Origin of the sequence: Paenibacillus sp. M2 (assembly GCF_046713495.1) — a bacterium.
Lineage (GTDB): Bacteria > Bacillota > Bacilli > Paenibacillales > Paenibacillaceae > Paenibacillus > Paenibacillus amylolyticus_B.
On record NZ_CP169648.1, the window covers coordinates 6,461,844 to 6,478,217 of the forward strand.

General features: G+C 45.6%; 14 protein-coding genes. All 14 read right to left on the minus strand.

What is annotated here, in order from left to right; all coding sequences use genetic code 11:
• Positions 1-13 precede the first annotated feature (13 nt).
• Positions 14-346, minus strand: coding sequence for a 50S ribosomal protein L22 (gene rplV, locus ACETMN_RS29595; protein WP_017692080.1), 333 nt, complete (start codon positions 344-346; stop codon positions 14-16).
• Positions 347-381: 35 nt separating this feature from the next.
• The gene (gene rpsS, locus ACETMN_RS29600) at positions 382-660 is read right to left on the minus strand and encodes a 30S ribosomal protein S19 (RefSeq protein WP_017692079.1); all 279 of its coding nucleotides are present in this window, start codon (positions 658-660) and stop codon (positions 382-384) included.
• Positions 661-731: 71 nt separating this feature from the next.
• Positions 732-1,562 carry a 50S ribosomal protein L2 gene (gene rplB, locus ACETMN_RS29605; RefSeq protein ID WP_017692078.1) on the minus strand — a complete coding sequence of 277 codons (831 nt, stop codon included), beginning with the start codon at positions 1,560-1,562 and terminating at the stop codon, positions 732-734.
• A gap of 30 nt (positions 1,563-1,592) precedes the next feature.
• Positions 1,593-1,883 (minus strand): 50S ribosomal protein L23, encoded by a 291-nt coding sequence (gene rplW / locus ACETMN_RS29610; protein ID WP_017692077.1) that lies wholly within the window; start codon positions 1,881-1,883, stop codon positions 1,593-1,595.
• Positions 1,883-2,506: a 50S ribosomal protein L4 gene (gene rplD, locus ACETMN_RS29615; protein ID WP_017692076.1), complete on the minus strand. Its 624-nt coding sequence runs from the start codon at positions 2,504-2,506 to the stop codon at positions 1,883-1,885. Before rplD ends, rplW begins: the two co-directional genes overlap by 1 nt.
• A 25-nt stretch (positions 2,507-2,531) precedes the next feature.
• The gene (gene rplC / locus ACETMN_RS29620) at positions 2,532-3,155 is read right to left on the minus strand and encodes a 50S ribosomal protein L3 (RefSeq protein WP_017692075.1); all 624 of its coding nucleotides are present in this window, start codon (positions 3,153-3,155) and stop codon (positions 2,532-2,534) included.
• Positions 3,156-3,201: 46 nt separating this feature from the next.
• Entirely contained in the window at positions 3,202-3,510 is a 309-nt protein-coding gene (gene rpsJ / locus ACETMN_RS29625; RefSeq protein WP_017692074.1) for a 30S ribosomal protein S10, read from the minus strand.
• A 436-nt stretch (positions 3,511-3,946) separates the two neighbouring features.
• Entirely contained in the window at positions 3,947-5,137 is a 1,191-nt protein-coding gene (gene tuf / locus ACETMN_RS29630) for an elongation factor Tu (protein WP_017692073.1), read from the minus strand.
• 95 nt (positions 5,138-5,232) lie between these two features.
• On the minus strand, positions 5,233-7,311 hold the full coding sequence (gene fusA, locus ACETMN_RS29635; RefSeq protein WP_047841122.1) for an elongation factor G: 2,079 nt from the start codon (positions 7,309-7,311) through the stop codon (positions 5,233-5,235).
• A 51-nt stretch (positions 7,312-7,362) separates the two neighbouring features.
• On the minus strand, positions 7,363-7,833 hold the full coding sequence (rpsG, locus tag ACETMN_RS29640) for a 30S ribosomal protein S7 (RefSeq protein ID WP_017692071.1): 471 nt from the start codon (positions 7,831-7,833) through the stop codon (positions 7,363-7,365).
• Positions 7,834-7,920: 87 nt separating this feature from the next.
• The gene (gene rpsL, locus ACETMN_RS29645) at positions 7,921-8,343 is read right to left on the minus strand and encodes a 30S ribosomal protein S12 (RefSeq protein ID WP_017692070.1); all 423 of its coding nucleotides are present in this window, start codon (positions 8,341-8,343) and stop codon (positions 7,921-7,923) included.
• 150 nt (positions 8,344-8,493) lie between these two features.
• The gene (locus ACETMN_RS29650; RefSeq protein WP_036607175.1) at positions 8,494-8,745 is read right to left on the minus strand and encodes a ribosomal L7Ae/L30e/S12e/Gadd45 family protein; all 252 of its coding nucleotides are present in this window, start codon (positions 8,743-8,745) and stop codon (positions 8,494-8,496) included.
• 205 nt (positions 8,746-8,950) lie between these two features.
• On the minus strand, positions 8,951-12,565 hold the full coding sequence (rpoC, locus tag ACETMN_RS29655) for a DNA-directed RNA polymerase subunit beta' (RefSeq protein WP_091020536.1): 3,615 nt from the start codon (positions 12,563-12,565) through the stop codon (positions 8,951-8,953).
• 113 nt (positions 12,566-12,678) lie between these two features.
• Positions 12,679-16,224 (minus strand): DNA-directed RNA polymerase subunit beta, encoded by a 3,546-nt coding sequence (rpoB, locus tag ACETMN_RS29660; RefSeq protein ID WP_091020534.1) that lies wholly within the window; start codon positions 16,222-16,224, stop codon positions 12,679-12,681.
• Between the last annotated feature and the right edge of the window lie 150 nt (positions 16,225-16,374).

Sequence of the window (16,374 nt, forward strand, 5' to 3'; positions counted from 1 at the left end):
ATTTCCCCTCCTTCTACTTCTCAGATACCACCAAAGTAATGTGGCTAGTACGTTTGTTAATACGACTTGCACGTCCCATTGCACGAGGGCGGAAACGTTTCATTGTCGGTCCTTGGTTCACGTAAGCTTGCGAGATAACCAAGTTGTTAACATCCAAAGAATAGTTATGTTCCGCATTCGCAATAGCGGAGTTAAGCAACTTCTCAACGATTGGAGAAGCAGATTTCGGAGTGTGACGGAGAATGGCAACCGCCTCACCTACTTGCTTGCCGCGAATCAAGTCAACAACGAGTTGAGCTTTACGAGGAGCAATCCGGATAAACTTAGCATGTGCTTTTGCTTCCATTGTGTAACCTCCTTTCAAACATTAAAGATATTCATTTATCTTCTTGTTTTCTTATCATCAGCAGTATGGCCTTTGTACGTACGGGTTGGAGCGAACTCACCCAGTTTGTGTCCGACCATGTCCTCAGTTACATACACTGGCACGTGTTTACGACCATCGTAAACGCCAAATGTGTGTCCGATGAATTGCGGGAAAATTGTAGAACGACGGGACCAGGTTTTGATCACATTCTTCTTACCTGAAGCTTCCATCTCTTCTACCTTTTTAAGCATGTAGCCATCAATGAATGGCCCTTTTTTCAAACTGCGACCCATGTGGAGATCCTCCCTTCAAACATAGCTATTATGCATCCGCAGATGCCTCACGAAGTTATGCACAGTGTGTATTACTTCGTGCGGCGGCGAATGATGTATTTATCAGAAGCTTTATTTTTCTTACGCGTTTTGTAACCAAGTGTAGGTTTACCCCATGGTGACATTGGCGATTTACGTCCGATTGGAGCACGACCTTCACCACCACCGTGTGGGTGATCGTTAGGGTTCATTACTACACCACGAACCTCAGGACGTTTACCCAACCAACGGCTACGACCGGCTTTACCGATTTTGATGAGCTCGTGGTCTTGGTTACCTACAGATCCGATTGTCGCGCGGCAAACTTTCAAAATACGACGAACTTCTCCGGAAGAGAGACGAACGGAAACGTATTTTTCTTCTTTACCAAGCAATTGAGCTTCTGTACCAGCAGCACGAACCAATTGTCCGCCTTTACCTGGTTTCAACTCAATGTTGTGGATAACGGTACCTACTGGAATGTTTTCGAGTGGCAGTGCGTTACCGATTTTGATGTCTGATTCAGGTCCGGAGAATACTTGATCTCCAACTTTCAAACCTTTAGGAGCGATGATATAACGCTTTTCACCATCAGCATAGTGAATCAGAGCGATGTTGGATGTACGGTTCGGGTCATACTCAATCGTAGCAACGCGGCCCGGTATTCCATCTTTAGTACGTTTGAAGTCAATGATACGGTATTTACGTTTGTGTCCACCACCATGGTGACGAACTGTAATTTTACCTTGGTTGTTGCGGCCTGCTTGTTTGCTCAACGGGGCCAACAACGATTTCTCCGGCTGATTTGTGGTGATTTCCTCAAATGTAGAAACGGACATGTTCCGTCTTGCCGGGGATGTTGGTTTATACTTTTTGATTGGCACTGGGTTTCCCTCCTTACTTCAAAAATTCAATTATACAGTTTCAAAGAACTCAAGCGTTTTGCTGTCTTTTGTCAACGTTACAAACGCTTTTTTCCATTCGCTAGTATATCCGGAATAACGTCCGTACCGTTTCGGCTTAGCTGGAACACGAAGCGTGTTCACGTTTTTCACTTTTACATTGAAAATAGCTTCTACTGCCTTTTTGATCTCGGTTTTGTTTGCACGGATATCGACTTCAAATACATATTTCAAGTCGTTCATCATGTCAGCAGTACGTTCCGTAATAATCGGACGTTTTACAATATCACGAGGATCCTTCATTACGCGAGCACCTCCTCTACCTTCTGAACTGCTTCTTTCGTAATGATCAATTTGTCGTGCGAGAGCACGTCAAGAACATTAATACCGTCAGCAGCTACGAATTTCACGCCTGGAATATTCCGTGCGGAAAGAGCTACATTATCATCATAGCTAGGAGCTACGATCAAAGCTTTACGTCCCACTTTGAGGTTACTCAAGATGGCTGCAAACTCTTTAGTTTTAGGCGTACTCAACGTGAGAGCGTCCAAAACGATAATGTCATTGTCAAGCACTTTGGATGAAAGGGCTGATTTGATCGCCAAGCGGCGAACTTTCTTAGGCAGTTTATACGCATAGCTCCGTGGTGTTGGACCAAATACGATACCGCCGCCTTTCCATTGTGGTGAACGAATTGAACCTTGACGAGCGCGACCTGTACCTTTTTGTTTCCAAGGCTTACGTCCACCGCCACGAACTTCAGAACGTCCTTTTACTTTGTGGGTACCTTGACGAAGGGAAGCGCGTTGCATAAGAACTGCATCGTACAGAACGTGTTGGTTCGGCTCAATTCCGAAAACCGCATCGTTCAATTCAACTTCGCCTACTTGGCTACCATCTACATTGTAAACTGATACTTTTGGCATTTTGTGTTCCTCCTTTCTTCAGTGGTTATTTTTTCACCGTTTCTTTAACTCTAATGAGACTGTTTTTCGGTCCAGGAATGGAACCTTTCACGAGCAATACGTTCCGCTCAGCGTCTACTTTAACTACTTCAAGACGTTGAATTGTAATAGTATCATGTCCCATGTGTCCTGGCAGGCGTTTGCCTTTAGGAACGCGGTTAGCTTGGATCGAACCCATTGAACCAGGGCCACGGTGGTAACGCGAACCGTGTGACATAGGTCCAGTGCTTTGTCCCCAACGTTTGATAACGCCGGCAAAACCTTTACCTTTAGAAATACCCGTTACGTCAACGAATTCGCCTTCAGCGAAAATGTCAGCTTTCAGTTCTTGGCCAACTTCATATTCTGCGATGTTGATACCGCGAACTTCACGAACGTAGCGCTTAGGGGCAGTGTTCGCTTTTTTAGCGTGACCTGCTTCTGGCTTGTTAGCATTTTTCTCTTTCTTATCGGAGTAACCGATTTGAATTGCTTCGTAGCCATCGTTCTCAATGTCTTTCTTTTGCAAAACAACACAAGGGCCTGCTTCGATAACCGTTACTGGAACGACGTTACCTTCAGGAGTAAATACTTGAGTCATTCCGAGTTTTTTTCCTAAGATTGCTTTCATGTTGACACCTCTTTTCCTTTATACATGGTCTTTGTTGTAGCTTGTATTACAATTTAATTTCGATATCTACACCGGACGGCAGATCCAAGCGCATCAAGGCATCCACAGTTTGTGGAGTCGGGTTAACGATGTCGATCAAACGTTTATGTGTACGTTGTTCGAATTGTTCCCGAGAATCCTTGTACTTGTGCACCGCACGAAGAATAGTAATGATTTGTTTTTCAGTAGGAAGCGGAATCGGACCGGATACACCAGCACCCGAACGTTTTGCTGTTTCAACAATTTTCTCCGCGGATTGATCAAGAATTCTGTGGTCGTAAGCTTTCAAACGAATACGAATTTTTTGCTTTGCCATTTTAGTCCCTCCTTCTATCGCCCAATTTTTTATCGGACATACTCCGTGAAAATTTTCTAGCCACTCTCCCATGGCAAAGGGGCCGGGTGTGCCAGTAACCTCTCACATCATCGCAACGTCACAGAACAACATTCATTATTATATAGAAAAGATAGGCGTATTGCAAGCATATTTAAGAAAAACATTTAAACTTATCTTTTCTGATGAAATGACTTCGTTTATTGCAGTGTTAATCTTCAATATCCAGGCTGCCTTGCCAATCCTTCTAAACTCGTAAATGATGTTCATTTCGTATGACGCAGGTTCCGAACTTTAAACATAATAAAAGAGTTCTCTATCCGATGTCGGATAAAGAACTCTTCCGAAGCTTCGTTACAATACAATGTTACTCGTTCCAGTACACTGTTACATATGCTTTATTCAGCGTTAAGCCGAATTATTTTTGGATAGATGCTACGGAACCGGCACCTACTGTACGTCCGCCTTCACGAATGGAGAATTTAGTTCCTTCTTCAATCGCGATTGGGGAGATCAGGGAAACAGTAACAGTGATGTTATCACCAGGCATTACCATTTCAGTACCTTCAGGCAAGTTGATGATGCCTGTTACGTCAGTTGTACGGAAGTAGAACTGTGGACGGTAACCAGTGAAGAATGGTTTGTGACGTCCGCCCTCTTCTTTAGTCAGAACGTAGATTTGAGCTGTGAATTCTGTGTGTGGCTTAACAGAACCTGGTTTTGCAAGTACTTGACCACGCTCGATTTGAGTACGGTCAACACCACGCAACAATGCACCGATGTTGTCACCCGCTTGAGCGGAATCCAACAATTTACGGAACATCTCAACGCCTGTTACAACGGATTTTTTAGTTTCTTCAGTGATACCAACGATTTCGATCTCTTCGCCGACTTTAACCGTACCACGCTCTACACGGCCAGTAGCAACAGTACCACGACCAGTGATGGAGAATACGTCCTCGACAGGCATCAAGAAAGGCTTGTCAGTTTGACGCTCAGGCAGTGGGATGTAAGTGTCGATCTCTTTGAACATCTCAACGATTTTTTGAGCCCATTCGCCATCTGGGTTTGCCAGAGCTTCACGAGCGGATCCGCGAGTGATTGGAGTATCGTCACCTGGGAACTCATATTCGTTAAGAAGGTCGCGAACTTCCATCTCAACCAATTCCAACAACTCTTCGTCTTCAACCATGTCACATTTGTTCAAGAATACAACAATGTAAGGTACGCCTACTTGACGAGAGAGCAAGATGTGCTCACGAGTTTGTGGCATTGGGCCGTCTGCTGCGGATACTACCAAGATAGCTCCATCCATTTGAGCCGCGCCAGTGATCATGTTTTTAACATAGTCGGCGTGCCCTGGGCAGTCAACGTGAGCGTAGTGACGAGTGTCAGTTTCGTACTCAACGTGTGATGTAGAGATTGTGATACCGCGTTCGCGCTCTTCTGGAGCTTTGTCGATTTGATCGAATGCAATTGCAGCACCACCGTAAGTTTTGGACAATACAGTTGTGATTGCAGCAGTCAGAGTTGTTTTACCGTGATCGACGTGACCAATAGTACCGATGTTAACGTGGGGTTTATTACGTTCGTATTTAGCCTTTGCCATTTGAACGTGGCCTCCTTAAAATTATAATTTTATGTTTTCACTGAATGAAGTGCTCCGAATTGAATTCTTATGCACTTGCATCCAGTGTGAGAAAACTACTCGGTGCCTTTTGTTTTGGCAACGATTTCTTCAGCGATGCTCTTAGGAACTTCTTCATAGTGGGAGAGTTCCATGGAGAATACGCCGCGTCCTTGAGTACCGGAACGAAGAGTTGTAGAGTAACCAAACATTTCAGACAGAGGTACCTTAGCACGGATGATTTGAGCTCCACTACGGGAATCCATACCTTCGATGCGGCCACGACGGGAGTTCAACATACCCATTACGTCACCCATGTACTCTTCTGGAACGGTTACTTCTACTTTCATGATAGGCTCAAGCAGAACTGGTTTACACTTGTCTTTAGCCGCTTTAAGCGCCATAGATCCGGCAATTTTAAATGCCATCTCATTGGAATCGACATCATGGTAAGATCCGTCTACGATTGTAGCCTTAACGTCAACAAGCGGGAAGCCTGCAATAACGCCGTTTTTCATTTGCTCTTCAATCCCTGACAGTGCAGGTTGAATGTATTCTCTTGGTACGGAACCACCGACAACCTTACTTTCGAACTGGCTGCCTGTACCCGGCTCGAGAGGTTCGAATTCAACCCATACGTGACCGTATTGACCACGACCACCGGATTGACGTACGAATTTACCTTCAACGCGCGCTGGAGCACGGAATGTTTCACGGTAAGCTACTTGTGGTTTACCCACAGTAGTTTCAACCTTGAACTCACGACGCATACGGTCGATGATGATATCAAGGTGAAGCTCACCCATACCTGCCAAGATCGTTTGGCCTGTTTCTTCGTCAGTATGAGCACGAAGAGTTGGATCCTCTTCAGTCAACTTACCGAGAGCAACACCCAGTTTATCCTGGTCAGCTTTGGTTTTAGGTTCAACAGCGATTTCGATAACCGGATCAGGGAAGTTCATTGACTCCAGGATAACCGGATTTTTCTCATCACATAGTGTATCACCTGTACCTGTATCTTTCAAACCTACGGCAGCTGCAATATCACCGGAGTATACTACAGTGATTTCTTGACGGCTGTTCGCATGCATTTGAAGGATACGACCGATACGCTCACGTTTGTTTTTAGTGGCATTCAATACATATGATCCGGATTGAAGAACACCAGAGTATACGCGGAAGAATGTCAATTTACCAACGTAAGGGTCAGTCATAATTTTGAATGCCAATGCGGAGAATGGCTCTTCATCGGATGACTTACGAATTGCTTCAGTTCCATCTTCAAGATGTCCCGTGATCGATGCAACATCCGTTGGAGCTGGCAAGTAGTCGACAACAGCATCCAACATCAGTTGAACACCTTTGTTACGATATGAGGATCCACAGATAACTGGGAATATCTTAACATCTACAACACCTTTACGGAGTACGGTTTTGATCTCATCAATTGTGATCTCTTCGCCTTCCAGGTATTTCATTGTCAATTCTTCATCCAGTTCAGCAACGCGCTCAATCAACTCGTTGCGAAGTTCTTCAACTTGATCTGCAAATTCTGCAGGAATATCGGTTTCTTCGATATCTTGCCCGAGGTCATCTTTGTACATATGAGCTCTTTGTGCAACGATATCAATGATACCTTTGAAATCATTTTCAGCACCGATTGGAAGTTGAATCGCAACAGCGTTCGCTTGAAGGCGATCACGCATGTCAGATACAACGTTCAGGAAGTCAGCACCGATGATATCCATTTTGTTTACATATGCGATACGAGGTACGCCGTACTTGTCAGCCTGTCTCCATACGGTTTCGGACTGAGGCTCAACGCCTTCTTTCGCACTGAATACACCAACTGCTCCGTCCAATACACGAAGGGAACGTTCAACTTCAACAGTGAAGTCAACGTGTCCCGGGGTATCAATAATATTAACGCGGTGGCCTTTCCAAGCAGCGGTAGTTGCAGCGGAAGTAATCGTAATTCCGCGCTCCTGTTCCTGTTCCATCCAGTCCATTGTCGCAGCGCCTTCGTGTACTTCACCGATTTTGTGCGTACGTCCTGTGTAAAACAGGATCCGCTCAGTTGTCGTGGTTTTACCCGCATCAATATGAGCCATGATCCCGATATTACGTGTATTTTTCAAGGAGAACTCTCTAGCCATGTAATGGGTCTCCCTTCAAAATTGAAGTTTTTTTTTATTGTGAACTGAATCCTACCAACGGTAGTGAGCAAACGCTTTGTTCGCTTCAGCCATTTTGTGCGTATCTTCACGTTTTTTAACGGAAGCGCCTGTGTTGTTGGAAGCGTCGATGATCTCAGCCGCCAAACGCTCTTCCATTGTTTTCTCACCGCGGTTGCGGGAGTAGTTCACGAGCCAACGTAATCCCAGAGCAGTACGTCTCTCTGGTTTCACCTCGATTGGTACTTGGTAGTTGGCACCGCCGACACGGCGAGCTTTAACTTCCAGGACTGGCATGATGTTCTTGATTGCTGCTTCAAATACTTCCATAGGGTCATTACCCGTACGTTCTTGAATCAACTTGAACGCATTATACAGAATGCTTTGAGCAACACCGCGTTTTCCGCCGATCATAATGCGGTTGATTAAACGAGTAACCAACTTGCTGTTATATAACGGATCAGGCAGAACGTCTCTTTTCGTAACTGGACCTTTGCGTGGCATGGATATCCCCCTTTCTTTCTTGTTCAGCAGATCCTGTACCTTCCAGACTTAGACCAGAAGGCTTTCAGGCTATCTGCCTATAATAGTTTAGGCTTTTTTAGCTTTTGGACGTTTAGCGCCGTATTTCGAACGAGCTTGCATACGGTTGTTTACACCAGCAGTATCGAGAGCTCCACGAACGATGTGATAACGAACTCCTGCAAGGTCTTTAACTTTACCTCCGCGGATCAATACCACACTGTGTTCTTGAAGGTTATGTCCGATTCCCGGGATATAAGCAGTAACCTCGAGACGGTTCGTCAAACGAACACGGGCATACTTACGAAGTGCAGAGTTTGGTTTACGTGGAGTCATTGTACCTACACGAGTGCAGACACCACGTTTTTGTGGGGCACTGATGTTAGTAGATTCACGTTTCAAAGCGTTGAATCCTTTTTGCAAAGCTGGAGATTTTGACTTCTCAACTTTTGCTTGACGTCCTTTACGAACCAGTTGGTTAATAGTTGGCATGTGATTGCCACCCCCTTCCTCAAATATTCATGTTTCTTTATAAACCTCTTTGCACTAAGCCCACAGACCCAGGCGGTTCATAAAAAGACAAATGAAAAGTTTTTGCCTTGGAGAATCCTTAAAAGTTCTCGGACAAAAACGTTCCTTACCCTATGATTTTACGACAGCAGCCATAGCTGCTCCTACTCCAATCCCGCAAGCCTTGCCGAGATTTTTCATTGTATCCACTTTCGTGCATTTCACATTGTGTTGTTCACACAAAGCAATGATTTTGGAAGTAAGCTGCGGATCACTATCTTCTGCGACATAGACTTCAGAAGCCATACCTGTCTGCACCATCCGCATGGTCTGTTTGGTACCTATTTTGACATGAGCATCTTGCAAGGCTTTTTCATTAGACATTGTGTATTCCTCCGAATAGAACCATGTACAATCAGCTGCCCACGCACCTTTGATATATTAGCATCTAGCGCAAGCATTGTCAATGCTAATCCTAAAACATTTTTTAAAAGTTTACGTACATCAGGATTCGTCCGCCTGTATTATACAAACGTCCGTCTCCTGACGCACAAAACTTTCACTCTCCTCTAATTAAGAAGAAATATATTTAATCAACCGAAACTGGCTCAAGTTCTTCCACTGAAGATTGGCCATCTTCTGGCTCAGCAAATTTGATGCTGCGGTAACGGTGCATACCTGTACCTGCAGGAATCAATTTACCGATAATTACATTTTCCTTCAGACCGAGCAACTGATCGACTTTACCTTTGATCGCTGCATCTGTCAATACACGTGTAGTTTCTTGGAACGAAGCCGCCGAGAGGAAGGAGTCTGTTTCCAGGGATGCTTTCGTAATACCGAGCAGGATTGGTTTAGCAACCGCCGGCTCTTTATCACTAAGAATCGCAATTTTGTTAGCTCTTTCGTACTCATGCATATCCACGAACGATCCTGGCAACAGCGTTGTATCTCCTGCATCTACGATACGGATTTTACGCAGCATTTGACGGATCATAACTTCAACGTGCTTATCGTTAATTTCTACGCCTTGGTTACGATATACGCGTTGTACTTCCTGCAGAATGTAGTTCTGTACACCACGTATGCCTTTAATCCGTAACATCTCTTTTGGATCAATGGAACCGTCTGTCAACTCATCACCCGCTTCAACTTCCATGCCTTCGCTTACGCGTACACGGGAACCGTAGGTAACGGAGTAAACTTTGGATTCCGCCTCACCTTGAATTTCGATTTCACGACGATCCTTCGCTTCGCGAATCTCTTTAACTACACCATCAATCTCACTGATCGTTGCTTGACCCTTAGGATTACGAGCTTCAAACAACTCCTGGATACGCGGCAAACCTTGCGTAATATCGTCTCCGGCTACACCACCGGTATGGAACGTACGCATTGTAAGCTGTGTTCCTGGCTCACCAATGGACTGTGCTGCGATAATACCAACTGCTTCACCAATCTCCACGTGTTTACCAGTCGCGAGGTTGCGACCATAACACTTCTTGCAGACACCATGACTTGCGCGGCAGCTGAGGACGGAGCGGATTTGCAATTTAGTAATACCTGCTTTGATAATCGCTTCTGCTTTATCGGAGTCAATCAATTCATTGCGACCTACAATGATTTCTTTCGTTTCCGGATGACGAAGAGTCTCGAAGCAGTATCTGCCTTCAATACGGTCGTAGAGGTCTTCGATAACCTCTTTACCATCCTGGATACGACTTACCGTAAAGCCTTTATCTGTACCACAATCATCATCACGCACGATTACGTCTTGGGCTACGTCTACGAGACGACGAGTCAGGTAACCTGAATCGGCTGTACGCAGGGCTGTATCCGCCAAACCTTTACGCGCTCCGTGAGTGGAGATAAAGTACTCGAGTACTGTCAGACCTTCACGGAAGTTCGATTTAATTGGGAGTTCGATAATTCGACCGGATGGGTTGGCCATCAGACCACGCATACCGCCCAATTGGGTGATTTGCGATTTGTTACCCCGTGCTTTGGAGTCTACCATCATCATGATCGAGTTGTAACGATCCATGGACTTCATCAGAATCTCAGTTATGTCATCTTTGGATTTTGACCAGATATCAATGATACGGTCATAGCGCTCTTCATTCGTAATCAGACCACGACGGTACTGATTCGTAACGATTTGTGCTTTTTCCTCAGATTGTCTAAGAATTTCAAACTTCTCAGGCGGAACGATAACATCAGATACCGCAACAGTAATACCGGCACGTGTAGAGTATGTGAAACCAAGTTGTTTGATTTTATCCAAAATAACGGCTGTTTCCGTTGTGTGATAAATTTCAAAACATCGTGCGATGATGGAGCCGAGGTATTCTTTACCGACACCGCCAGCCAGAGGAGCATTCATAATAGCTTCTCTGAGATCAGCACCTTTTTCATATACAAATGAGTGATCTGCAGTACCTTGGTACAGGTTAGCACGAGTCGCATCATTGATATACGGGAAGCTTGCCGGGAAAATTTCATTGAAGATAATTTTACCGATAGTTGTCAGCAACATTCCTTCTTGCTGCTCTTCCGTGAAGCTTGTTTTACCAAGCGCCTTAACCGGAATAGCTACACGAGCATGCAGACCAGCAGTACCACGTTGGTATGCCGATACAGCTTCGTTAACTGTACGCAAGATCATACCTGTGCCCTTTTCTTCCTTGTTGTCCATAGTGAGGTAGTAAGAACCAAGCACCATATCCTGGGAAGGAGTAACAACCGGTTTACCGTCTTTCGGGTTCAAAATGTTACCCGATGCAAGCATCAGGATACGCGCTTCCGCTTGAGCTTCAGCGGACAACGGAACGTGCACGGCCATTTGGTCACCGTCAAAGTCGGCATTGTATGCCGTACATACGAGCGGGTGAAGACGAATTGCTTTACCTTCAACGAGAATCGGTTCAAATGCTTGAATACCGAGTCTGTGAAGCGTAGGGGCACGGTTCAACAGAACCGGATGCTCCTTGATTACTTCTTCAAGAACATCCCATACTTCAGGACTTACACGCTCAACTTTACGTTTTGCGCTCTTGATGTTGTGGGCAAGCCCTTTATTTACAAGCTCTTTCATAACAAAAGGCTTGAACAATTCAAGTGCCATATCTTTCGGCAGACCACACTGATACATTTTCAGGTAAGGTCCAACAACGATAACGGAACGACCAGAATAGTCAACCCGTTTACCGAGCAAGTTTTGACGGAAACGTCCTTGTTTACCTTTCAGCATGTGGCTGAGAGATTTCAATGGACGGTTACCAGGACCCGTTACCGGGCGTCCACGACGACCATTATCGATCAATGCGTCAACAGCTTCCTGCAACATCCGTTTTTCATTTTGCACGATAATATCTGGCGCGCCCAGATCAAGCAGACGTTTCAGACGGTTGTTCCGGTTGATTACACGGCGATACAAGTCATTCAAGTCAGACGTTGCAAAACGTCCACCATCCAACTGTACCATTGGACGAAGTTCCGGCGGGATAACAGGAAGTACATCCATGATCATCCACTCTGGCTTGTTGCCGGAGTTGCGGAATGCTTCGATAACTTCCAAACGTTTGATTGCACGATTACGACGTTGTCCTTGCGCAGTCCGGAGCTCTTCTTTCAGGAACTCGAGCTCTTTGTCTATGTCAAGATCTTGAAGCAATTTTTTAACCGCTTCTGCGCCCATGCCAGCATGGAAACCATAACCGTATTTTTCACGGTAGCTGCGGTACTCTTTCTCGGACAACAGCTGTTTTTTCTCCAGTGGAGTTTCTCCTGGATCAGTTACAACATATGATGCAAAATAAATAATCTCTTCAAGAGATCTTGGAGACATATCCAGAGCAAGACCCATACGGCTCGGAATACCTTTGAAGTACCAGATATGCGATACCGGAGCAGCGAGCTCAATATGGCCCATCCGTTCGCGGCGTACTTTCGCACGTGTTACTTCAACGCCACAACGATCACAGACAACGCCTTTATAACGGACGCGTTTGTATTTACCGCAATGACATTCCCAGTCTTTTGTAGGGCCAAAAATCTTTTCGCAGAATAGCCCTTCTTTTTCCGGTTTCAACGTACGATAGTTGATCGTTTCCGGTTTTTTCACTTCTCCGCGGGACCAAGAACGAATTTTCTCTGGGGAAGCAAGCCCGATCTTCATGTATTCGAAATTGTTGACGTCCAACAAGGAGCAACCCTCCTTAACCAATTCCTGTAATCTAGGTTACGCCCACTCCGGCCGAAGCCGGAGCAAGACGTGAGCCTGATGAAAAACGCCGGTCATCATGCGCTCGAAGCGGTTTATTCCGCTCCGACCTCTGTACCCTCAAGGTTGAGGCTGAGCTTATCGCTCGCAGCGTCATCTTCATCGTCCATTTCTCTCATTTCAATCTCTTGCTCATCTTCACTCAAAATCTTAACGTCCATACCCAAGCTTTGCAGCTCTTTGATCAATACTTTGAATGATTCAGGAACGCCTGGTTCCGGAACATTCTCACCTTTGACAATGGATTCATACGTTTTAACCCGACCAACAACGTCATCGGATTTAACAGTCAAGATTTCTTGCAGTGTATAAGCTGCACCGTATGCCTCAAGCGCCCATACTTCCATCTCCCCGAAACGCTGTCCACCAAATTGGGCTTTACCACCCAATGGCTGTTGCGTAACAAGTGAGTAAGGACCCGTGGAACGGGCATGGATTTTATCATCAACCATGTGTGCCAATTTGATCATGTGCATGACACCTACGGTAACTTCACGTTCAAACTCTTCACCTGTACGACCATCATACAGGACAGTTTTACCATTACGTTGCATACCTGCTTCTTCCATCGTATCGAAGACGTCATACTCCTTCGCTCCGTCGAATACAGGAGTTGCAACGTGAATACCCAGTTGCATCGCCGCCATACCCAAGTGAACCTCGAGTACTTGACCGATATTCATCCGGGAAGGTACGCCCAGTGGGTTAAGAACGATCTGAACCGGTGTACCGTCTGGCAGGAAAGGCATATCTTCTTCCGGCAAGATGCGGGCCACGACCCCTTTGTTACCGTGACGTCCGGCCATTTTATCACCCTCGGAAATTTTCCGTTTTTGAGCAATATATACACGAACGAGTTGGTTAACACCTGGAGGTAGCTCATCACCGTTTTCACGGGTAAATACTTTCACGTCTACTACGATACCGTCAGTACCATGTGGTACACGCAAGGAAGTATCACGTACTTCACGTGCTTTCTCACCAAAGATCGCATGCAAGAGACGTTCTTCTGCTGTCAGCTCTGTTACACCCTTAGGTGTTACTTTACCAACCAGAATGTCGCCAGCACTGATCTCAGCACCGATGCGGATAATACCGCGCTCATCCAAGTTACGCAACGCTTCTTCCCCAACGTTAGGGATGTCACGTGTGATCTCTTCAGGTCCAAGCTTGGTATCACGTGCTTCTGACTCATACTCCTCGATATGGATGGATGTGTATACATCTTCCTTAACGAGTTTTTCACTGAGCAAGATCGCATCCTCGTAGTTGTAACCTTCCCAAGTCATGAAGGCAACAACAACGTTACGTCCCAGAGCCAATTCACCCATTTCCGTTGAAGGACCATCAGCGAGGATATCACCAGCTTTGACAGCGGCACCTCTTTTGACAATCGGACGCTGGTTAATGCATGTTCCTTGGTTCGAACGCATAAATTTGTGTAATTTATATTTAACGATATCGCCTTTAACTTCCTGACCGTCCACTTCTTCAACACGACGGACCCAAATCTCGTTCGCAGAAGAACGTTCGATAATTCCGTCATAATCGGAGACAATACATACACCAGAATCTTTTGCAGCTTTGTGTTCCATACCTGTACCTACAAGTGGTGCTTTAGGAATCAAGAGTGGAACCGCCTGCCGCTGCATGTTAGATCCCATGAGTGCACGGTTGGAGTCATCGTTCTCAAGGAACGGGATCAGCGCTGTCGCGACGGATACAACCTGTTTAGGAGATACGTCCATGTAGTCAACTCGTTCACTCGGCATCGTAAGGATGTTATCCGACTGTTTGTTGTAACGTACAATGATCGCTTCTTCTTCAAATGTACCGTCTTCGTTCAACTTCGCATTCGCTTGCGCGATAACATAGTTGTCCTCTTCGTCCGCTGTCAGGTAATCAATTTGCTCGGTTACAATACCTGTCTTCGGATCAACCCAACGATATGGAGCTTCAATGAAGCCATATTCATTCACACGAGCGAATGTAGACAAGGAGTTGATCAAACCAATGTTTGGTCCCTCTGGAGTCTCGATTGGACACATACGGCCATAGTGGGATGGATGGACGTCACGCACTTCCATACCTGCGCGCTCACGCGTCAAACCACCGGGTCCGAGTGCGGACAAACGACGTTTATGTGTCAGCTCACCCAGCGGGTTTGTTTGATCCATAAACTGTGACAACTGAGAGCTACCAAAGAACTCTTTAATCGACGCAATAACAGGACGTATGTTAATCAAAGCCTGTGGTGTAATTACGTTAGCATCCTGAATGGACATTCTCTCACGAACCACACGCTCCATACGGGACAAACCGATACGGAACTGGTTCTGCAGGAGTTCACCCACCGAACGCAAACGACGGTTACCCAGATGATCGATATCATCCGTGCTACCAATTCCCTGCAGAAGGTTAAGGAAATAACTGATGGACGAAATGATATCCGCCGGTGTCACGTTTTTAACGGACTTGTCAATGTTTGCATTGGCAATCAGTTTAACCACTTTACCATCTTCAGTTGGTGAGAACACATCAATCGTTTGCATAGGGATATCATTGGCATCCAAAACGCCGTTACCCACGTGATACGTGCGGAATCCAACGCTCTTCTCCAGATACGGCATGATTTCATCCAACAAACGACGATCAACCATTTGACCTGCTTCAGCAATGATTTCACCAGTCTCAGCGTCAACAAGTGACTCAGCCAAGCGCTGGTTAAACAAACGGTTTTTGATGTGCAGTTTTTTATTCATTTTGTAACGACCTACATTAGCCAGGTCATAACGTTTTGGATCAAAGAAACGTGCTACGAGCAAGCTTTTCGCATTATCCAGCGTCGGCGGCTCGCCCGGACGAAGACGCTCATAGATCTCAATGAGTGCTTTCTCCGTGGAATCCGTGTTGTCTTTGTCCAGAGTGTTGCGGATATATTCGTCATTACCGAGCAGATCCAGAATCTCAGCATCTGTGCCAAAACCAAGTGAACGCAGGAGAACCGTAACCGGTATTTTACGTGTACGGTCGATCCGGACGTAAACAACATCCTTCGCGTCCATCTCCAGTTCCAACCAAGCGCCGCGGTTAGGAATAACTGTAGCGGTATACGTTTTTTTGGCGTTTTTATCTACTTTGGTACTGAAGTAAACGCTAGGAGAGCGAACCAACTGGCTGACAATAACCCGTTCCGCACCATTAATAATAAATGTGCCCGTGTTGGTCATCAGCGGGAAATCTCCCATGAATACTTCCTGCTCTTTGACTTCGCCGGTTTCCTTATTAATGAGCCGGACTTTGACCCGAAGCGGTGCTGCATACGTAACGTCACGCTCTTTCGCATCGTCTACTGTATACTTCGGTTCACCGAGACTGTAATCGATAAATTCCAAAATCAAGTTACCTGTAAAATCCTGGATCGGCGAGATATCCTGGAACATTTCGCGCAACCCTTCCTCCAAAAACCAATCATAGGATTTTTGTTGGATTTCAATCAGGTTCGGAACTTCGAGTATCTCGTTAATTCGTGCATAACTGCGCCGAGTGCGTCGACCATATTGAACAAGATGTCCTGCCAACTTAAACTCACCCCTCAATGTCTACTCACTTTAAAAATTTCGTTGCGAACCTCTGTTTGTAACCTTATAATGGTACACATACAGAGCAAAGCAATGCATCCACAAATAAAGAAAAGCCCTTACTCGAAATGTCGTTCGAAAAAAGAGCAA

Excerpts from the sequence above, each read along its gene's own strand:
- rplW (WP_017692077.1), bottom strand. The coding sequence starts at position 1,883 with ATGAAGGATCCTCGTGATATTGTAAAACGTCCGATTATTACGGAACGT.
- rpsJ (WP_017692074.1), bottom strand. The coding sequence starts at position 3,510 with ATGGCAAAGCAAAAAATTCGTATTCGTTTGAAAGCTTACGACCACAGA.
- rplC (WP_017692075.1), bottom strand. The coding sequence starts at position 3,155 with ATGAAAGCAATCTTAGGAAAAAAACTCGGAATGACTCAAGTATTTACT.
- rpsL (WP_017692070.1), bottom strand. The coding sequence starts at position 8,343 with ATGCCAACTATTAACCAACTGGTTCGTAAAGGACGTCAAGCAAAAGTT.
- tuf (WP_017692073.1), bottom strand. The coding sequence starts at position 5,137 with ATGGCAAAGGCTAAATACGAACGTAATAAACCCCACGTTAACATCGGT.
- rplV (WP_017692080.1), bottom strand. The coding sequence starts at position 346 with ATGGAAGCAAAAGCACATGCTAAGTTTATCCGGATTGCTCCTCGTAAA.
- rpsS (WP_017692079.1), bottom strand. The coding sequence starts at position 660 with ATGGGTCGCAGTTTGAAAAAAGGGCCATTCATTGATGGCTACATGCTT.
- fusA (WP_047841122.1), bottom strand. The coding sequence starts at position 7,311 with ATGGCTAGAGAGTTCTCCTTGAAAAATACACGTAATATCGGGATCATG.
- rpsG (WP_017692071.1), bottom strand. The coding sequence starts at position 7,833 with ATGCCACGCAAAGGTCCAGTTACGAAAAGAGACGTTCTGCCTGATCCG.
- ACETMN_RS29650 (WP_036607175.1), bottom strand. The coding sequence starts at position 8,745 with ATGTCTAATGAAAAAGCCTTGCAAGATGCTCATGTCAAAATAGGTACC.
- rplD (WP_017692076.1), bottom strand. The coding sequence starts at position 2,506 with ATGCCAAAAGTATCAGTTTACAATGTAGATGGTAGCCAAGTAGGCGAA.